The organism is Bartonella sp. AU55XJBT (assembly GCF_028618525.1).
This window is the reverse complement of record NZ_JAQITC010000002.1, coordinates 179,518-199,584: the sequence shown is the minus strand read 5'-3', so window position 1 is coordinate 199,584 and position 20,067 is coordinate 179,518. Positions and strand designations below refer to the sequence as shown.

Annotated in this window: 12 protein-coding genes; 10 read left to right on the top strand and 2 right to left on the bottom strand. The window is 37.2% G+C overall.

Going from position 1 to position 20,067, the window contains the following annotated elements:
• The first annotated feature begins 31 nt into the window (after positions 1–31).
• From PVV70_RS02105 to PVV70_RS02075, 7 genes are all read left to right on the top strand, one after another.
• Positions 32–1,708 carry a ribonuclease J gene (locus PVV70_RS02105; protein ID WP_273757758.1) on the top strand — a complete coding sequence of 559 codons (1,677 nt, stop codon included), beginning with the start codon at positions 32–34 and terminating at the stop codon, positions 1,706–1,708.
• Between the two features lie 201 nt (positions 1,709–1,909).
• A complete protein-coding gene (gene proS / locus PVV70_RS02100) occupies positions 1,910–3,235 on the top strand; it encodes a proline--tRNA ligase (RefSeq protein ID WP_273757757.1) in 1,326 nt (441 codons plus the stop codon).
• An 11-nt stretch (positions 3,236–3,246) separates the two neighbouring features.
• On the top strand, positions 3,247–4,515 hold the full coding sequence (locus tag PVV70_RS02095) for a lipoprotein-releasing ABC transporter permease subunit (protein WP_273757756.1): 1,269 nt from the start codon (positions 3,247–3,249) through the stop codon (positions 4,513–4,515).
• A complete protein-coding gene (locus PVV70_RS02090; RefSeq protein WP_273757755.1) occupies positions 4,515–5,195 on the top strand; it encodes an ABC transporter ATP-binding protein in 681 nt (226 codons plus the stop codon). The genes PVV70_RS02095 and PVV70_RS02090 overlap by 1 nt, the downstream gene beginning before the upstream one ends.
• Before the next feature lie 66 nt (positions 5,196–5,261).
• Entirely contained in the window at positions 5,262–5,549 is a 288-nt protein-coding gene (locus tag PVV70_RS02085; protein ID WP_273757754.1) for a succinate dehydrogenase assembly factor 2, read from the top strand.
• A 5-nt stretch (positions 5,550–5,554) separates the two neighbouring features.
• On the top strand, positions 5,555–9,055 hold the full coding sequence (mfd, locus tag PVV70_RS02080; RefSeq protein ID WP_273757753.1) for a transcription-repair coupling factor: 3,501 nt from the start codon (positions 5,555–5,557) through the stop codon (positions 9,053–9,055).
• 902 nt (positions 9,056–9,957) lie between these two features.
• Positions 9,958–10,569, top strand: coding sequence for an invasion associated locus B family protein (locus PVV70_RS02075; RefSeq protein ID WP_273718327.1), 612 nt, complete (start codon positions 9,958–9,960; stop codon positions 10,567–10,569).
• 88 nt (positions 10,570–10,657) lie between these two features.
• Here PVV70_RS02075 and PVV70_RS02070 read toward each other — a convergent pair whose 3' ends face one another.
• Positions 10,658–13,288 (bottom strand): Rne/Rng family ribonuclease, encoded by a 2,631-nt coding sequence (locus PVV70_RS02070; protein WP_273757752.1) that lies wholly within the window; start codon positions 13,286–13,288, stop codon positions 10,658–10,660.
• Between the two features lie 611 nt (positions 13,289–13,899).
• Here PVV70_RS02070 and PVV70_RS02065 point away from each other — a divergent pair.
• From PVV70_RS02065 to prfB, 3 genes are all read left to right on the top strand, one after another.
• The gene (locus PVV70_RS02065; RefSeq protein ID WP_273757751.1) at positions 13,900–15,129 is read left to right on the top strand and encodes an N-acetylmuramoyl-L-alanine amidase; all 1,230 of its coding nucleotides are present in this window, start codon (positions 13,900–13,902) and stop codon (positions 15,127–15,129) included.
• Between the two features lie 170 nt (positions 15,130–15,299).
• Entirely contained in the window at positions 15,300–17,768 is a 2,469-nt protein-coding gene (locus PVV70_RS02060; protein ID WP_273757750.1) for a penicillin-binding protein 1A, read from the top strand.
• A gap of 168 nt (positions 17,769–17,936) precedes the next feature.
• Positions 17,937–19,065, top strand: a protein-coding gene (prfB, locus tag PVV70_RS02055; protein ID WP_273757749.1) for a peptide chain release factor 2 whose coding sequence is annotated in 2 segments (ribosomal slippage) — positions 17,937–18,005 and positions 18,007–19,065 — 1,128 coding nt in all. Because the reading frame shifts where the segments join, the coding sequence is not laid out codon by codon here.
• Positions 19,066–19,391: 326 nt separating this feature from the next.
• On the opposite strand, the gene PVV70_RS02050 is transcribed toward prfB, so the two are convergent.
• Positions 19,392–19,877, bottom strand: coding sequence for a peroxiredoxin (locus PVV70_RS02050; RefSeq protein WP_273757748.1), 486 nt, complete (start codon positions 19,875–19,877; stop codon positions 19,392–19,394).
• Between the last annotated feature and the right edge of the window lie 190 nt (positions 19,878–20,067).

The window sequence follows — 20,067 nt, the reverse complement described above, 5'->3', positions numbered from 1 at the left end:
TCCGATTATCTTAATGATTTGGGAGATGTTTATGGTTGCAACCAATAGATGTGAATTTGTTTTTTTACCTCTGGGAGGTGTGGGTGAAATAGGAATGAATTTGGCTGCTTATGGATTTGGCTCCCAAAATCTTCGTGAATGGTTGCTTGTTGATATGGGCGTTAGTTTTGCTGGTTCTGAATTACCAGGAGTTGATCTTATTCTCCCTGATATTCGTTTTTTAGAAAGTGAACAACATAATATACGTGGTCTTGTGTTAACCCATGCACATGAAGATCATTATGGGGCTGTTCTTGATTTATGGCCAAAGTTAAAAGTTCCACTTTACTGTACAGCTTTCACGGCAGGATTATTGGAAAGTAAAAGGCAATCAGATTTTGAATCTCAAAAAATTTCACTCAATATTTTTCAAGCAGGGGATTGTTTTCAGGTTGGTCCCTTTGCCATAGAGGCTATTGCTGTTAATCATTCGATACCAGAATCTGTATCTTTAGCCATTACAACGTCTTTGGGGACTGTAATCCATACGGGTGATTGGAAAATTGATCATACTCCTTCGCTTGGAGCTGTAACGGATGAAAAAAGATTCCGAGCGTTAGGCGATAAAGGTATTTTAGCATTGCTTTGTGATTCCACAAACGCATGTCGGGATGGTATATCTCCATCAGAGCAGCAGGTCCAAGCCAGTCTTTCTGAGATTATTTCGAAAGCTGAAGGACGTGTTGCAATAGCAACTTTTGCTTCTAATATTGGTCGGATATGTTCTATTGCTCTTGCGGCTCAAGCTGCTGGGCGTAAGGTTCTTGTCATTGGACGTTCCCTTAAGCGAAGTATTATGGTTGCGCAAGAGCTTGGTTATATGGATGGGTTAGCGCCATTTGTAACGGAAGATGATTATGGTTATATCCCACGAAAAGAACTTGTTTTAATTGTCACAGGGAGCCAAGGTGAGCCATGTGCAGCTTTGGCTAAACTGTCACGTGAGGGGATGAGGAATATTGCGCTTTCTATTGGAGATACTGTTATTTATTCATCGCGAAGTATTCCAGGAAATGAAAAAGCGATTCTTGAGATACAAAATCGTTTCATCGATTTGGGTATTAAAGTTATTACGAATGAAGATGCACTTGTTCATGTTTCAGGTCATCCCCGTCGTTCAGAACTTTTACAGATGTATGATTGGATAAAACCACAGATACTTGTGCCTGTGCATGGTGAGGCAATACATCTTACTGCTCAAGCCGCTTTAGCGCGTCAAGCAGGGATTAAAATTGTTAGGGATATTAGAAATGGTAATATGCTACGTCTTGCACCAGCGCCTGTAGAAGTTATTGATCAAGTGCCTGTTGGTCGTATTTATAAAGATGGCTGTCTTCTTGGAGATGAGTATGAGCTAGGGATTCGTGAGCGTAGAAAATTAAGTTACGCTGGTCATGTTGCTGTTTCTCTCCATATGAATAGCAAGCATGAGTTATTGGATGATATCGGTCTAAGTATATTTGGACTCCCTGAGAGTAATGGAGAGGGGAAAAAATTGAAAGATATTCTTTTAGAGGTTGTGGAAAATACAGTTTATAATATTCCACGCATGAAGCGGAAAAATAATGAAGTTATTCGAGAGGCAACACGACGTGCAGTGAGAGCGGCTGTTTATGAAATTTGGCAAAAAAAACCTCTCTGTACAGTTTTTTTACATCAGTCAAAATAAAGCATTTCCATATTACGTTATTAAAAAAAGAAGAGCATTCTTATTTTATTGCTCAATAAGAAAAATAGAGAATAAAGCACAACAAATTTTTAAACAATAAGATCGTTATATTTGCAAGTATTCAGAATGCGGCTATAGATGAAGAGAGGGTATGTTAAATTGTTCCAATATGATAGATCTGAGTAGGAGTTAATTATTTCAATGCGTCTTTCTCAATATTTCCTTCCACTTTTAAAAGAGAATCCTAAAGAAGCAGAAATTGTTTCTCATCGCTTCATGTTACGTGCTGGGATGATTCGACAACAAACATCCGGGATTTATTCTTGGCTTCCTTTGGGAAAAAAAGTGCTTGATAAAGTTTGTAAAATTATTCGTGAAGAGCAAGAACGTGCTGGCGCAATAGAAATATTGATGCCTACACTTCAATCTGCTGATCTTTGGCGTGAAAGTGGTCGTTATGATGATTACGGTTTGGAAATGCTCCGCATTAAAGATCGTCAAAAGCGTGATTTACTTTACGGCCCGACCAATGAAGAGATGGTGACAGATATTTTTCGCTCCTATGTTCGTTCTTATAAAGACCTTCCGCTTAATTTGTATCATATTCAATGGAAATTTCGTGATGAAATTCGCCCACGTTTTGGTGTGATGCGGGCACGAGAGTTTTTAATGAAAGATGCTTATTCTTTTGATCTTGATTATGAAGGCTCTAAAACATCTTATAAACGTATGTTTGTGGCTTATTTACGCACTTTTTCTCGCCTCGGCTTAAAAGCCATTCCCATGCGTGCAGATACAGGTCCAATAGGGGGAGAACTTAGTCATGAGTTTATCATTTTGGCTGAAACGGGAGAGAGCGCTATCTTCTGTGATAGACAATTTCTTGAACTTAGCGTTCCCAACAGTTCAATTGATTTTAGTGATAAAGCTGTTTTAGATGATACTGTTAAACAATGGACATCTTTTTATGCCGCGACAGAAGAAATGCATGATGAAGAAGAGTGGGCTAAAATTTCTGAAGAATATCGTCTTTCAGCGCGTGGTATTGAAGTTGGGCATATTTTCCACTTTGGTACTAAATATTCTGCCCCAATGGGGGCAAAAGTTATGGGACAAGATGGAAAAGAGCATGTGGTCTCTATGGGATCTTATGGGATTGGACCTTCACGTCTTGTTGCGGCCGCTATTGAGGCTTCTCATGATGAAAAGGGGATTATTTGGCCAAAGTCGATGGCACCGTTCGATTTTGGGATTATCAATATGAAACCCGATGATGAAAACTGTACAAAGGCATGTGAGTTTCTCTATCAGGGATTAAAGGATGCTGGTTTTGATCCATTATTAGATGATAGAAATGAACGTCCTGGATCAAAATTTGCAACAATGGATTTGATTGGCTTGCCCACGCAAATCATTATTGGTCCTAACAGCATTGCACAAAATGAAGTTGAAATTAAAGATCGAAAAACAGGTGAAAAAAAATCTCTAACGGTTGAAGATGCGCTCAGCCAACTTTCTATAATTTAATAGGAAATGTTATGAAGAGGCTGAAAAATAAATGGTTTTCATCTTATGAGTGGATGATCGCTTTTCGTTATATGATTCCCAACAAAAAGCATGTTGTTGCATCTGTTATTTCCATTATTTCTCTTATTGGGATTATGTTGGGAGTCTTTGCTCTGGTTGTTGTTATGGCAGTGATGAATGGCTTTCGTACAGAACTTCTCAATCGTATTCTTGGTATGAATGGGCATCTTATCGTTCAAACAGTTGATTCTGGTTTTTCTGATTATAAGACTCTTATTTCTTCTTTAGAATCTAAAAATGCTGTAAAGTTTGCTTTGCCTGTTATTGAAGGTCAAGCGCTTGTTCAAGGTGAAGCTCAAGGTGGCTCTGGCGCATTAGTTCGTGGTATGCGAAAACAAGATCTAGAAAAGCTTAAAACAGTTTCTCAAAACATTAAATTAGGATCAATTGCTCACTTTGATCAAGAAGAAGGGGTTGCAATTGGAAGTGGCTTAGCAGAAAAATTGGGGCTTACAGTCGGGAGAGATCTTCGTATTATTACCCCCGATGGTGATGAGACTCCTTTTGGCGTTACCCCACGTGTGAAAGCTTATAAAGTCGTTGCTATTTTTGAAGTTGGGATGTCTGAATATGATTCCATATTTATTTTTATGCCTCTCCATGAAGCGCAAATGTTTTTTAATTTAGGCGATAAGGTTCAGTCTTTAGAACTCTTTCTAAACGATCCTGATGCTGTTGATCAAATAAAACCTGTTGTAGAAAAAGCTGTTGACCAACAGGTCTATTTAATTGATTGGCGTACACGCAATCAGGCTTTTTTTTCAGCCTTACAGATTGAACGAAATGTTATGTTTTTCATTCTTTCTCTGATTGTTCTTGTTGCTGCTTTAAATATTATTTCAGGCCTTATTATGCTTGTAAAAGATAAAAGTCATGATATCGCAATTTTACGCACGATGGGTGCTCAACAGAGTGCTATTTTGCGTATATTTATCATCACAGGAATGATGATTGGTTTTATTGGAACGATATTGGGCTTAATTTTAGGTGTTATCGCAACCGCGAATATTAATCATATCCAAGACTTTATCTCTTGGTTATTTAATGTCGATGTTTTTAATCCTCAACTTTATTTTTTAACAAAACTGCCTGCACAAATTGATTGGAAACAAACTGTTTTGGTTGCTCTTATGGCTTTATTCTTGTCATTTCTTGCTGCTCTCATTCCGGCATGGCGTGCTGCTAAGCTAGATCCCGTACAAGCTTTGAGGTATGAATAATGACAGCTATTTTAGAGCTTGTAGAAATTGAAAGACGCTTTTTTGAGAGTCATAAGCCTCTCATTGTTTTAGATAAAGCGAATTTTATTCTTAATCGTGGAGAGCTTGTTGCACTTGTCGCACCATCTGGTGCTGGAAAATCAACACTTCTTCATATTGCGGGATTATTAGAAAAACCAACAGCCGGTGATGTGATATTACGGGGTGTTTCTTGTGCAAAGCGCTCTGATAGCGAGCGAACAGCTATCAGACGAAATGATATTGGTTTTGTCTATCAATTTCATCATTTACTTCCAGAGTTTACGGCGTTAGAAAATGTCATGATACCGCAAATGATAGCAGGATTAAACAAGTCCATCGCAGAAGATCGTGCGCGTAAATTATTGACGTATCTGCGCATTTCTCATCGGGCGAACCATCGTCCTTCAGAGTTATCGGGAGGAGAGCAACAACGTGTTGCTATTGCACGTGCCGTAGCAAATGGTCCTTCGGTTCTTTTAGCGGATGAACCTACTGGAAATCTTGATCCCGTAACTTCAGCTTATGTCTTTCAAGCTTTATCTGTCCTTGTTCGTCAGTCTGGTCTTTCTGCTCTTATTGCAACACATAATTACGCTTTGGCGAAGCAAATGCATCGTCGAATTACACTTAAAGAACAGAAGATTATTGAACTTCCTTAAAGGCAAGGTATAAATTTTGTAAGGCTAATTGAATGGTTTATATTACTTTATTCAAGGAGACTGTTTATGACAATTTTTGTCGTTGACAAAAATCAATTGGATACGCGTCGTCGTCGGTTGATTTTTCGTGCATGGCATCGCGGTATTCGTGAAATGGATCTCATTTTTGGACATTATGTTGATGCTCATATCACAGGGATGAATGATAAAACGCTTTCTGAACTTGAGTATATTATGTCTTTTGATGATCGCGACTTACTCACATGGATGACCGGAGAAATTTCACCACCCTTTGAAATTGATAGTCCACTTTTTCGTGATATTGCCAATTACCGTACTTACTTAACTTATTGATTTAAATGCCTATATTTAAAAAAAATATCATTCCCCAAAATAGTTCTGTTCATATGATTTTTGATGGCGTTACTGATGGATTTGAAGCCTTTGCCCTTGCTAAATTAAGTTCAGAAATTGCACAAGGTAAACCACTTATCTATGTTGTTCGAGACGGAACAAAAATTGCACATTTACAACAAGTTTTAAATTTTATTGAGCCCAATTTGCCCGTCCTTCAATTTCCTGCCTGGGATTGTTTGCCTTATGATCGCGTGTCACCAGGAATTGCTATTATGGCACGTCGATTATCAGCATTGGCACGCCTAGCCAATTTACGTCAAAATCCACATCCTGCAATTATATTAACAACAGCAAATGCAATTATGCAAAAGTTGCCTCCTCGTGAAATGATAGAAGCTCAGCTTATTCATGCACATGTTGGCCAGCGCCATAACATGAGGCATTTCATTCAATTCCTAGAAACTAATGGTTTTGAACGCGTTACGGTTGTCCGTGATGTTGGTGAGTTTGCTGTAAGAGGAGGGATACTTGATATCTTTTCTCCTATGGATATTGAACCTTTACGTCTTGATTTTTTTGGAGATACCCTAGAAACCATCCGCGTATTTGATCCAGAAAGTCAAAGAACAACACGCCAAAAAACTGAACTTTTATTACAGGCAATGAGCGAGGTTGTTTTGACAGCTGAAGGCATCAACCGTTTTAAAAGCAATTATACCCGTACATTTGGTATATCACAAAAAAATAACATGCTTTATGAAGCAATTGCTCAAGGTCGGCGTTTTGCTGGTATGGAACATTGGCTCCCATTTTTTTATGAAAGCCTTGATACTTTTTTTGACCACTGTGGCAACTTACCGCTTGTTTTTGAACATCTCATAGAAGAAATCTTCATTGAGCGCTATCGCCTTATTGAAGACTATTATAATGCGCGTAAAGAGCGCGAAAATGATAAAGAAAATACGACGTCTTATCATCCGATAGATCCTAGTCTTCTCTATTTAACGCCAGAGCGTGTTTTGAAATGTGTGCAACAATCTTCACAGCGTATTGATTTTTCGCCTTTTAATATTCCACAAAGTTTGGAACAAACAGTTATTCACGCACAAGTTAAACAGGGATATGATTTTGTAAAAGAGCGTAATGCGCAAGAAAAGAATGTTTTTTCAAGTGTTATTGATCACATCACATCTTTACGCGCTGCTGGCAAAAAAGTACTTTTAGCATGTTGGAGTGAAGGATCTCTTAATCGTTTGGTACAAGTTCTTGATGAGCATGGATTGAAAAAAATAGAAGTTGTAAAATCCTTGCAAACAGTCAAAGCAACACCACGGGATCGCATATTAGCAGCTGTTATCATGATAGAACATGGTTTTGAGGCTGAAGATTTAGCTATTATAGCAGAGCAAGATATCTTAGGTGATCGCTTCATCAGATCGCCAAAGCGGCGTAAGAATAATACAAATTTTATTTCTGAGATTTCTGCTTTAAATTCTGGTGATCTTGTTGTGCATATTGATCATGGTATTGGCCAATTTGTTGGTCTAAAAACCATTACCACGACTGGAATTTTACGAGATTGCCTTGAAATTAAATATGCCGGAGGTGATTTACTCTTTTTACCTGTTGAAAATATTGAGCTTCTCTCGCGTTATGGCTCAGAAGGAACAGAGGTAATTTTAGATAAATTAGGGGGAGTTGCTTGGCAAGCACGTAAAGCTCGGCTTAAAAAACATTTATTGGAAATGGCAGGGCAATTAATTCGTATAGCTGCGGAGCGTAGGATCCGTGCTGCCCCTTCTTTACTTCCACCAGTTGGACCATTTGATGAGTTTGTTGCTGGTTTTCCTTATGAAGAAACAGAAGATCAAATGAATGCCATTGATGCCGTTTTAGATGATTTAGCCTCAGGAAAGCCGATGGATCGCTTGATATGCGGTGATGTTGGCTTTGGAAAGACAGAAGTAGCTATTCGAAGTGCTTTTGTTGCAGCTTTAAATGGATATCAGGTGGCAGTCGTTGTACCGACAACTTTGCTTTCACGTCAACATTACAAGACATTTATTTCGCGTTTTCAAGGATTACCTATTAAAATTGGTCATGTATCAAGGCTTGTGAAAGGGAAAGAACTCACACAAGTCAAAAAGGGGATTTCAGATGGTACGATTGATATTGCCATTGGAACCCATGCATTATTAAGTGGTGCAGTTAATTTTTTACGGTTAGGTCTTCTTATCATTGATGAGGAGCAACATTTTGGTGTCAAACACAAAGAGCGTTTAAAAGAGCTTAAAAGTGATATTCATGTTCTCACACTTTCAGCAACTCCCATACCACGTACTTTAGGATTGGCATTATCGGGGGTACGTGAACTTTCATTAATAACAACCCCACCAATTGACAGAATGGCGGTTCGTACTTTTATTTCACCATTTGATGCACTTGTTATACGCGAAACATTACTTCGAGAATACTACCGTGGTGGACAAAGTTTTTATGTCTGTCCTCGTATTTCTGATCTGGCTTTTGTAGAAGAATACCTTAAAATACATGTTCCAGAGCTCAAGTTCGTTATAGCACATGGACAAATGCCGGCTGGACAACTTGATGATATTATGAATGCATTTTACGATGGACAATATGATGTTTTACTATCGACAACCATTATTGAATCCGGTCTTGATATTCCAACAGCCAATACATTAATTGTGCATCGCGCTGAGATGTTTGGTCTTTCTGCACTCTATCAGTTACGAGGGAGGGTAGGGCGCTCAAAACAACGCGCTTATGCACTTTTTACCTTTCCGTCTGGTAAAGTTTTAACACCGGCTGCTGATCGTCGTCTTAAAGTGTTACAATCTCTTGATACATTGGGGGCTGGATTTCAATTGGCAAGTCACGATATGGATATTCGTGGTTCAGGGAACTTTTTAGGTGAAGAACAATCAGGACATATCAAAGAAGTTGGATTTGAACTCTATCAAAAAATGCTTGAAGAAGCTGTTGCTGAATTAAAAGATGGAGAGCTAAGTGAGGATAAGCAATGGTCACCTCAAATCTCACTCGCTACAACCGTGATGATACCAGAAAGTTTTGTGCCTGACTTATCATTACGTATGGGGCTTTATCGACGCTTGACAGAACTCGAGAATTTAGAACAGATTGATGAATTTGCAGCTGAGTTAATCGATCGTTTTGGTCCTTTACCCCTTGAAGTTCAACATATCCTTAAAGTTTTTCATATCAAAACATTGTGTCGAAAAGCCCATGTAGAAAAATTGGATGCTGGACCAAAGGGTATTGTCATACAGTTTCGCAATAACTATTTCGCCAATAGTATTGCTCTTGTTCAGTGGGTGGGAAAACAAGGTTCAATGGCAAAAATTCGTCCAGATCAAAGTATTGCTCTTATTCGGGATTGGTCTACCGTTGATGAAAGACTTATTGGAGCAGCAACGATTATGACTGAGCTTGTAGAAATGGCAGAACAACATTCTGTTTAAAGCAGTTTCTCTACTTTTCAGAACTATTTCTTATTTTTATAGAATATTCTATAAAAATAATCGCTTATTGATTTTTTATAAGAAAAAAATTTAAGTTTAGAATAAAAGAACTGTTTAACATATTAATTTGGCCTTCTTTATTATAATACATATTGATACAATAAAGAAAATATCTTAGATCGTGTAACCACAATAATAGCATTTGCATATAAGTATTTTTTGTAAACTCTCTAAAAAGAAAAATTTAAATCAAAATAGCATGCTTTCTTCATTACGCAGTTTTCACTACGAAAGCGGTTTTATGACAAAAGCATACCACTATTGTTTCATAAATAGGGATAGAAAAGTGCCTACAGAAAAAATTTCTTACAATTTTTCAAAAACTGCAGGTTAGGAATGGATTTAGTTTATCAAATGTCCTTATAGGTTAATTTTATCTTTTTCATTTATACTTTTATATTAGGGACATCTCGAAATATACATTTTATCGAATATTTTTGAGCTTCATGCATTGCAATACTTATTTCTAAAGCCTTATAGGCTAACATGAAGAGTAAAAAGTTTAAATTCGTAAGATTTTTAGAAGTGCATAGGAGTTTGTTTTAATTGATATTGCAATATTGATTCGTTTGTGTAATCTTAGCACAATTGCACAGAGGTGTATTATGGATAAATTGCATAAAATACCCATGTGATTGTGATAAAGAGGGGAAAGCTATATGGGTATATAAAAGTTTACATAGATCATCGTAGTTTTTTCTCTAAATTTGATTTTTTTTATATTGAAGTAAAAATAATAAAATTAAGTTTTATTTCATTATAATTTAATAAAATTTAAATTGGAACTATACTTAATATTTTTTAAAATTACTTAAAAGCGCGTTGAAAGGATTAACTTAATCATGTCGCATAAAAATTTTTATTCTGCTGTTTCGGTATTAGTTGGAGCAGCTGCCCTTTTTCTTGTAGCTGGTATTTCTGCAAATGCGCAGACTTTGTCGCAAGGTTGGTACAAAGTTTGCAGTAAGCAGCATGATGTTGATATTTGTAATACAATGAATACTGTATTATCGAATACGGGACAACCTTTAACGGCTTTTAATCTTGTTGAAATAAAAGGGAAGCAAAATGAAAAGCGTATAGGTATTCAAGTGCCTACAGGTCGTTTTTTGCCAGAAGGTGTTCACATTCAAATAGGTGATGGCTTCTCTAAAAAAATTCCTTATATCATTTGTAATGGACCAAGTTGTATTGCCAATGATGTTTTAGATGATAAGCTTATTGCAGCTATGAAAAGTGGTACAAAAATGGTTGTAACTACTGTTAATTTCCGTGGTTCAGCTAATCCTATTGAATTTTCTCTTAATGGATTTACAACGGCGTATACCGGTCCTGGTATGGAAGAAAAAGATTTCCAACAAGAGCAAATAAAGCTGCAGCAAGCTATTCAATCAAATCAAAAAGAAATTGAAGAGCGTATGCGGGCTGAGCAAGAAAAAGCAAAACAAAAATAATACACATAGGTCATAGAATTGGTTCAAACTTTTTCTATGATTGTTTATTTAGACCGCCACAATTTTTTGTGGCGGTCTCTTTTTATTGTTAATTTTTTGAAAGAGTTCTGCGTTTCCACCAACCAATACGCGCAGTTTTAGGAGAATCATGAGGTGTTGATGAAAGAACAACAGGTTGGTTAATTGTTTCTTCAATTTTGGAAGGAGAAGGTTCGACAGCTTTCTCCATCTTCATATCAGTTTCTTTTTCTAATGTTTTTTGTATTTCTGTTGTTTCTTTAGAGGATGAATTTTTACGTGTTCTACGTGTTGATTTCTTAGTGTCTTCTGGGGTTTTATCCTCACCCTCATGAACAGATTTCTCTGCTTTTTTTGTTCTAATTTTACGTACTGAACGGCTTTTGGGCTTTTCTTCAAGAGATTTTTGTTCTGCGACATTTTGATCACTCTCTAGAGAGAGATTATTTTCTACCGCCTTTGAAGAACGTGTTTTACGTTTTTTAGGTTTAACACTTGTATCAGCTTTTGTTGCTTCATCTTGCTGTTCTACATCGAGAGCTTGTGTATCATTTTTTATTTCTTCAAGTTTAGAAGATTTAGCGGATGGACCACGACGTTTGCGGTGCGCAGCTTTAATTTCTGCTAAAGCCTGCTTAGCAAAATCTCCTACTGGTTCTGCGTAAGGAATGCGAATCTGATAAAGACTATTATCTTGATTGCGTCGACCACCACGACGACCTCGACGGCGTCCTCGACGATAAGAATCATCACTCAATGTATCTTCTTTTTTATGAACGGTGGAAAGAGACGGATCAGTAATTTCATCGTGGCGATTTTTGTGTTGAGACTTTTGTTTTGTTTCAATGGAAGGAGAATTTTCAATAGATTCACTTTTTATGAAAATAGAATCTTCAATTTCTTGCTTATTGTCATCTTCCAATGAAGATTGAGAAATGCTTTCTGCTATTGTGCCTTTAGAAATAACAAGATGTTGCGTTCCAATACTATCATCTGCTTCAATACTAATATTAAGTTTAAAGCGTGCTTCTAAATTAACAAGAATATTGCGTTTATGATTTAACACATAAAGCGCTGTTGCTACGGGTGTGCGCACAATAATATTATATTGCGAATTATGAAGAAGATATTCTTCAATTGAGCGCATGACATGTAAAGCAATTGATGATTCAGAACGTATACTTCCCGTTCCTGCGCAATGGGGGCAGGGTTGTGTTGTACTTTCTAAAACTGATATGCGAATACGTTGACGGCTCATTTCTAAAAGGCCAAAGTGTGAAATATGGCCAACTTGAATACGAGCACGATCATTTTTTAAACAGTCTTTTAATTTTTTTTCAACCAGTCGCACATTACGTTCTTCAAGCATGTCAATAAAATCAATCACGATTAAACCAGCAAGGTCACGTAAGCGTAATTGACGCGCTACTTCTTCTGCAGCTTCAAGGTTCGTTTGTAGAGCTGTCTTTTCAACAGAGAATTCTCTCGTAGAGCGTCCAGAATTGACGTCAATAGCAACAAGGGCTTCTGTTTGATTAATAACAAGATACCCCCCAGATTTTAAAGAAACCTGTGGTTGCAACATTTTATCAAGCTGAATTTCAATATTATTTCTTGCAAAAATAGGCGTAGGATCGCGATAAGGTTGCACAACTTTTGCATGGCTTGGCATAAGCATACGCATAAAGTCTTTTGCTTCACGATATCCTTGGTCTCCAGAGACAAGAATTTCACTAATGTTCTTATTATAAAGATCTCGTATAGAACGCTTTATGAGATTACTTTCTTCATGAACAAGGCATGGTGCCGTTGACTCGAGTGTCAAAGTGCGAATCGTATCCCATAACCGCATAAGATATTCATAATCGCGCTTAATTTCAGCTTTTGTTCTATTGGCGCCGGCAGTTCGTAAGATAACGCCCATCCCCTTTGGAACGGCTAATTCTTTTACGATTTCTTTAAGACGCTTACGGTCTTGCACATTCGTAATTTTTCGTGAAATGCCACCACCGCGTGCTGTGTTGGGCATGAGAACAGAATAACGACCTGCTAGAGAGAGATATGTTGTAAGGGCGGCACCTTTATTCCCACGTTCTTCCTTGATAACTTGCACCAACAAAATTTGACGTCGTTTAATCACTTCTTGAATTTTATACTGGCGCCCTTGTTTTCTTTGATACGTTGGGAGTTCTTCACGGATGTCTTCAGCACCAACCATTTCGATCTCATCGTAAGAAACATCGGCATTTAATATTTCCTCTGTATGATCAATAGTTACGGTTTCGGAGGTGTTATCATTTTCAACATCAGCTGCTATAACATTGTTTTTCGCATTTTTTTTTGTTCTTCTGGAGCGTTTTTTATTTTTAGTTGTTTCTTCCGTAAAAACATCTGCTGGATTTTCTCCTATAGCTGCCTTTTCTTCTTCTTCAAGAAGAGCAAGGCGATCAGCAATAGGAATTTGATAATAGTCAGGATGAATTTCAGAAAATGTTAAAAAACCGTGTCGGTTCCCACCATATTCAACAAACGCTGCTTGGAGAGATGGTTCTACACGCGTAATACGTGCAAGATAAATATTCCCCTTGAGCTGTTTTTTGTGTTCTGATTCAAAATCAAGTTCTTCAATTTTGTTGCCGTGAATAACAACAACACGTGTTTCCTCCGGATGAGAGGCATCTATAAGCATTTTGTTTGACATAAGTTAATATCCTGAAGGCGACATGCACAATTTTATTCAAACGAACGGTGTAATTATTCGTAGAGGTAAAGGGCTGTCTGCCATAAAAGGGAGGTACCAGAAAAACAGGACGGAACACCACGTGTAGATGCATGACTGCATTTACACTATTTCTCATCATTATCTCCATCTGTTTTTTATGACTCATATTTCTTAAAAGTCTCTGGTAAAATAATCTTTAAAACAGTTCGGATATCCGAACCAACGAATCTTAAATAACGCAATCCTAATTTTATAACATAGAAATTTTTCATCCATAACAAAGTATCCACGCATAACATGCAATAACCCCTTTAAAGACAACTTACTATGAGTTACAGATAATTAGATCTATTATCAGCTAGGAAGCACCAATATTCTTTTATGTTGATATCATGCATTTGGCAAGTAACAATGTAAATCATGTATCATGATAATATTTTTATGACCTTAATTTCATTTTTGAGTGTTTATAATGAAGAGGTTTTACATTTATTGAAAATAGAAAATAAATCTGGTGTATTGTTTTTATATAACCGAAATAAATTATTACAAATGTCGTGTAGAGTACTTTGCTTATGATAAGAGGGCTTATGATAAGAGTTTTTTTTACCCAAAAGCTGAAAACAGCCTATTGGGATGTTATTGTGCAATTCATATGCTTTTTATTATTTTTTTTGTTATGCCAAACCACTGTTCAAGCTGCGGATCCTTTGAGACTTATTAATTTTCGAACCATTGGTGATAGCGCTCATACACGTATAATTGCGCTTTTCAATTCAAAACCAAATATTCGTTTGCAGATTTTAGATAGGCCTGCACGTTTGGTTATCAATTTACCTACAATTGACTTTTCGATGCAAAATACGCCTTTAAAGAAACAGAATGCGTTGTCCGTTATGCTCTTAGATGTCCGTTATGCTTTCTCTGACATACAAACTTCACGCATTATTTTGACAAGCAAAACAGCTTTTGTTGTTGAAAAAAGTATCGTAAAAAAATTAGACAATGGTTTATGGCAGTTGCTGGTCGATATTCGTAAAAGTACACAAGAAAAATTTGATAAGATATTAAAGAGCCAGCAAAGAAGCAATTTTGATACAAAACTGCCGTTGATTCCGGTACAAAATTTTCGTGTTGTTCTTGATCCTGGTCATGGTGGTATTGATGGTGGTGCACGAGGGGTTACTGGAATTTTAGAAAAAGATGTAACTTTAGATTTTGCGCGTGCATTGCGAGAGGAATTACAAAAAGACCCGCATATTAGCGTTGCTTTAACGCGTGATTCTAATATTTTTTTAAGATTAAGCGAAAGAGTTAAAAAAGCGCAAGAGTTTGATGCTGATCTTTTTATATCCATTCACGCGGATACGATTGATGTTCATTCTCTTCGCGGTGCTACAGTGTATACCATATCAGATAAAGCCTCTGATGCCATTGCAAAATCTTTAGCTGAAAGTGAAAATAAAGTTGATTTGCTTGATGGTTTGCCTGCAGATGAAACACTTGAAGTTACAGATATCTTGATGGATCTTACACGACGTGAAACGCATACATTTTCGGTTAATTTTGCAAATAGTGTTATTTCAAGTTTATCAAGGAGTCATATCAACTTAATCAATAATCCTCATCGCTATGCTAATTTTCAAGTTTTAAGAGCTTCAGATATTCCCTCTGTCTTAATAGAGATCGGGTATCTATCCAATAAAGAGGATGAAAAGTTATTAAACGATCCTCATTGGAGAAAACAAATGGCTCTCTCAATTGCTCATTCTATTCGTCAATTCGCTGAATATAGACAGAAAATGGTACAGCCTCTTTAAATTTGTAAGAAAATAGAGTAATTAATATGGGATTTTAGTTTAGCCTAGTATAAATATAAAGATAGAAAACAAATTTTCTTTTTCTCAATCTTGTGGTGATATCCACGTGGTGTGATTGAAATAACATATTTTTTCTTTGATCAATTCTTAAGAAAGCGATAGCCGTTTTTATGATAATTTTTTTTAAATATCTTCTTCGTTTTTTTGTTGCGACTGGACTTTGTGGCGCAATAACATGGGGTGTTATGACCAGTGGTCAAGCAAATGCACTTCCTGATTATGAAGTTCTTTCACTTTATGAACCACCGGTAATGACCCGTGTCCATGCTTCTGATGGCCGTCTTATGGCAGAGTTTGCAACAAAACATCGCCTCTATTTACCGATTCAATCAATCCCAAAGCTTGTTAAAGATGCTTTTATTTCGGCTGAAGATAAAAATTTTTACCATCATTTTGGTTTAGATCCCGAAGGACTTTCTCGCGCTTTGATCAATAATATTCGTAATATTGGTTCTGGAAGACGTCCAGAAGGCGCATCAACCATAACGCAACAAGTCGCTAAAAACTTTCTTTTAAGTTCAGAAACAACGTTAGAGCGTAAATTTAAGGAAGCTATTTTAGCAATGCGTATTGAGAAAACTTACTCAAAAGATCATATTCTCGAACTTTATCTCAATGAAATTTATTTGGGGCGTGGTACTTATGGTATAGCTGCTGCCTCTTTGAACTATTTCAATAAATCCGTCAATGATTTGACGTTAGAACAATGTGCTTATTTGGCAGCTCTTCCAAAAGGGCCAGCAAATTATGATCCATTTAAGAATACACAGCGTGCTATTGATCGGCGCAATTGGGTTATAGACCGGATGGTTGCAAATGGGTATGTAACCCGTGAACAAGGCGAAAAAGCAAAAGCTAAACCTTTGGGAGCGACAATACGCGGAAGTGATAACTATGTTTTTGCGGCTGATTATTTTACTGAAGAAGTGCGTCGCCGTTTAATGCATCGCTATGGGGCTAAAACACTTTATGAAGGTGGTTTGTCTATCCGTACAACGCTTGATCCGCATTTACAAATGATTGCTCGGCGGGCTTTGCAAAATGGATTAATTAAATTTGATCATGCACATGGATGGCGTGGAGCTTATGCGCATCTTGATAAGAAAGATGATGATTGGGGGGCTGAGCTTGCAAATATCACAGAGTTAAGTGATGTTCCTGAATGGCGTTTAGCGGTTGTTCTTTCTGCAAATCCTAATAAAATAGAGATTGGTTTACAGCCGCAGCGTGAAGCTTCTGGTATGCTTTCAAAAAAACGAGAAATTGCTGTTTTATCTGAAGCTGATTCAAAATGGGCACTTCATGTTGTGAAAGAAAATGGTTATCGAAGAGCTGTTCAGAGCTTGTCTCATGTTCTGCAAGTTGGGGATGTCATTTTTGTTGAAAAACTACCCAATACAAATAACACTTATCGTTTACAACAAATCCCTAAGGTTGAAGGTGCGATTGTTGCTATGGAACCGCACACAGGGCGCGTTCTTGCAATGGTGGGAGGTTTTTCTTTTGCTGCATCTGAATTTAATCGTGCAACACAAGCTTATCGTCAGGCTGGTTCTGCATTTAAGCCCATTGTGTATTCAGCGGCACTTGATAACGGGTATACACCAGCATCGGTTATTTTAGATGGTCCCATTGAAGTTCGCCAATATAATGGTGAGGTTTGGCAACCTAAAAATTATGGCGGTACTTTTGCAGGACCTTCAACGTTGCGTTATGGTATTGAGCATTCTCGTAATCTTATGACAGTAAGGCTTGCCAATGATATGGGAATGCCTCTTGTCGCTGAATATGCAGAGCGTTTTGGCGTGGTCGATAAATTGCAACCTTATCTTCCCATGGCCCTAGGAGCCGCTGAAACAACAGTTTTACGAATGGTTACAGCTTATTCTGTCATAGCTAACGGGGGACGCTCTATTAAACCTTCTCTGATAGACCGAATTCAAGATCGTTATGGGAAGACAATTTATCGTCATGATGATCGTATTTGCGAAAATTGTAATGCGAATTCATGGAATAATCAAAGTGAACCCACTTTAATTGATGAGAGAGATCAAGTTCTTGATCCTATGACAGCTTATCAGATTACATCGATGATGGAAGGGGTTGTTCAGCGTGGTACTGCAGCGCGTTTACGGTATCTCAATAGACATATTGCCGCTAAAACAGGAACAACCAATGACTCTAAAGATGTCTGGTTTATGGGATTTACCCCTGACCTCGTTGTTGGTGTTTTTGTTGGTTACGATCAACCAGCATCGTTGGGATACAACGGGACGGGAAGTTCATTGGCAGCACCTATTTTTGGTGAATTTATGGAAGATGCTCTTAAAGGAAAGCCAGATGTTCCCTTTAAGATGCCAAAAGGTATGATTTTAATGCCAATTAATCGAAAAACAGGAATGCTTGCGGAAAGAGGAGATCAGGATGTCATTATAGAAGCATTTAAACCAGGGACTGGTCCTGCTGATATATATCAAGTCATTGGGGGGACGAATTCTTTTCAAGAAGGTGTTCCAGCAATAACCACTTCTCCACAAGTCAATAAAGCCCTTGAAAGTGGCACAGGGGGACTGTATTAACCAACAAAATCTTCTTTGCTATGAGTCTTGGTTTTTATCTGTTTTTTACAGTATTGGTCCTGTAAATAGAATGATGGATCCATTCCATTTTTTGATAAAGGCTATTAAATTTGTATAGAATGCTGAGGACATAATCAGAAAGAGTGTAAAAAAATACGGTGTTAAATTATGCGAGCAGAAATAGAAACGTTAGTTGATGAAATCCGACAAGCAATTCAGTTGCTAAGGGGGCATCTTTGACTGGGATCAATCACTAAAGCGTCTCGAATATCTTAATCAAAAAGCAGAAGATCCATCATTATGGAATGATGCGCAACAAGCACAGGATATGATGCGTGAGCGTCAACGTCTTGATGATTCAATCAATGGTCTTTTATCATTTACAAAAACACTTGAAGAATGCATTGAGCTCATTGCAATGGGGGAAGAAGAAAGTGATGTTGAAATTATTGCTGATGCGGAAAATTCAATACGTAATCTTAAAAGTGAAATCGATAAAAGGCAAATTGATGTGCTTCTTTCAGGAGAGGCAGACCCTAATGATACCTATTTAGAAGTTCATGCAGGGGCAGGGGGAACTGAAAGCCAAGATTGGGCTTCTATGTTGTTGCGTATGTATATGCGCTGGGCTGAACAACATGAAATGAAGGTTGAAGTTTTAGAAATTCATGATGGAGAAGAAGCAGGAATAAAGTCAGCGACGATTCTTGTAAAAGGGCATAATGCTTATGGATTGTTAAAAACAGAATCAGGCGTTCATCGCTTGGTACGAATTTCCCCATTTGATTCGAATGCAAAGCGCCATACTTCTTTTGCAAGCATTTGGGTTTATCCGGTTATTGATGATGATATTGAGGTTGATGTTTCAGAAGCAGATGTGCGTATCGATACCTATCGTGCTTCGGGAGCAGGAGGACAACATGTTAATACGACAGACTCTGCCGTTCGCATCACACATATAAAAACGGGTATTGTTGTGCAATGTCAAACTGAGCGTTCACAGCATAAAAATCGCGCCACGGCTTGGTCGATGCTCCGTGCACGTCTTTATGAAGAAGAACTCAAAAAAAGAGAAGAAGAAACCAATGCTGTTGAAGCTTCTAAAACAGAAATTGGATGGGGACATCAAATTAGATCTTATGTTCTTCAACCTTATCAACTTGTAAAAGACTTACGTACAGGGATTGAAAATACTGATCCACAATCCGTCCTTAATGGGAACTTAGATGCATTTATAGAGGCCGCACTTTCTCAACGTATTTATGGAAAAGACAAAGAAGTTGAGGATATTCGTTAATGATATATTCCACCTTCAAACTATGCAGATTTATTTCTTAAATTGCTCGTTTTGTGGATGTTGTGATATATTGATAGCCCTTGATACGTGAAAGATTCACATTTTATTGTTCTTTTTTCAAAGTTTTTTCTCACAAGCCAATCATGCTTATGACAGGAACGAGTGAATTTGGAGAAAAATTCACGATATCCAGAAGGTTGGTTTAAATATAAATAATCAGTTATTTTTATAAATCAATGTATTGCAAAAACTGAATCCGTTGGAAAAATAAAATCTATTGGGGAGGGAGTCTGTTGCTTTTAAAAGTATATATTATACCCCGTAGTTCATATCCCATCCTTACGATGTAAAAGCGTTGCAGCAGCTAAAACATCTTCAGCGTGTCCAGCTACACTGACTTTGCGCCATTCTTCTGCTATTTTTCCATTTGCATCAATTAAAAAAGTACTCCGTTCGACACCCATATATTTGCGTCCATACATGCTTTTCTCTACCCAAACACCATAAGCTTCAAGGGTTGTTTTTTCTTCATCAGAAACCAAAATAACATCAAGTCCATGTTTTACTTTGAATTTATCGTGTTTTTTTACATTATCTGGAGAAATGCCAATAACAGCAACACCGATTTCATCAAATTTTGTCTTTAATTTTGTAAAATCAAGAGCTTCGCTTGTGCATCCACTTGTATCATCTTTGGGATAAAAATATAAGACAACAGGTTTGCCTCTAAAGTCAGAAAGACAGGCTATCTCTCCTCCATCACGTGGCAAGTTAAAATCAGGAGCAAGAGTCCCTTTCATTGATTTTGTCATGTTTTATCTTTCTTTTTGAGTGAAAAGATCAATGAGTAGCATACAGAGAAGGAATAAAGTTTCAACTCTTTAGAATAAAATTTTCAAAGATTTTTCGCTATCCTAGAAAAATTATTCTGTCATAAAAACTAAATGAAAAAATGAACAAAAAAAGCGTAAAAAAATATCACTACCATGGGATAAAAATCTA

Bases quoted from the DNA above. Each gene is read 5' to 3' on its own strand.
- PVV70_RS02105 (WP_273757758.1), top strand. From the start codon at position 32: ATGGTTGCAACCAATAGATGTGAATTTGTTTTTTTACCTCTGGGAGGT.
- proS (WP_273757757.1), top strand. From the start codon at position 1,910: ATGCGTCTTTCTCAATATTTCCTTCCACTTTTAAAAGAGAATCCTAAA.
- PVV70_RS02095 (WP_273757756.1), top strand. From the start codon at position 3,247: ATGAAGAGGCTGAAAAATAAATGGTTTTCATCTTATGAGTGGATGATC.
- PVV70_RS02090 (WP_273757755.1), top strand. From the start codon at position 4,515: ATGACAGCTATTTTAGAGCTTGTAGAAATTGAAAGACGCTTTTTTGAG.
- PVV70_RS02085 (WP_273757754.1), top strand. From the start codon at position 5,262: ATGACAATTTTTGTCGTTGACAAAAATCAATTGGATACGCGTCGTCGT.
- mfd (WP_273757753.1), top strand. From the start codon at position 5,555: ATGCCTATATTTAAAAAAAATATCATTCCCCAAAATAGTTCTGTTCAT.
- PVV70_RS02075 (WP_273718327.1), top strand. From the start codon at position 9,958: ATGTCGCATAAAAATTTTTATTCTGCTGTTTCGGTATTAGTTGGAGCA.
- PVV70_RS02070 (WP_273757752.1), bottom strand. From the start codon at position 13,288: ATGTCAAACAAAATGCTTATAGATGCCTCTCATCCGGAGGAAACACGT.
- PVV70_RS02065 (WP_273757751.1), top strand. From the start codon at position 13,900: ATGATAAGAGTTTTTTTTACCCAAAAGCTGAAAACAGCCTATTGGGAT.
- PVV70_RS02060 (WP_273757750.1), top strand. From the start codon at position 15,300: ATGATAATTTTTTTTAAATATCTTCTTCGTTTTTTTGTTGCGACTGGA.
- PVV70_RS02050 (WP_273757748.1), bottom strand. From the start codon at position 19,877: ATGACAAAATCAATGAAAGGGACTCTTGCTCCTGATTTTAACTTGCCA.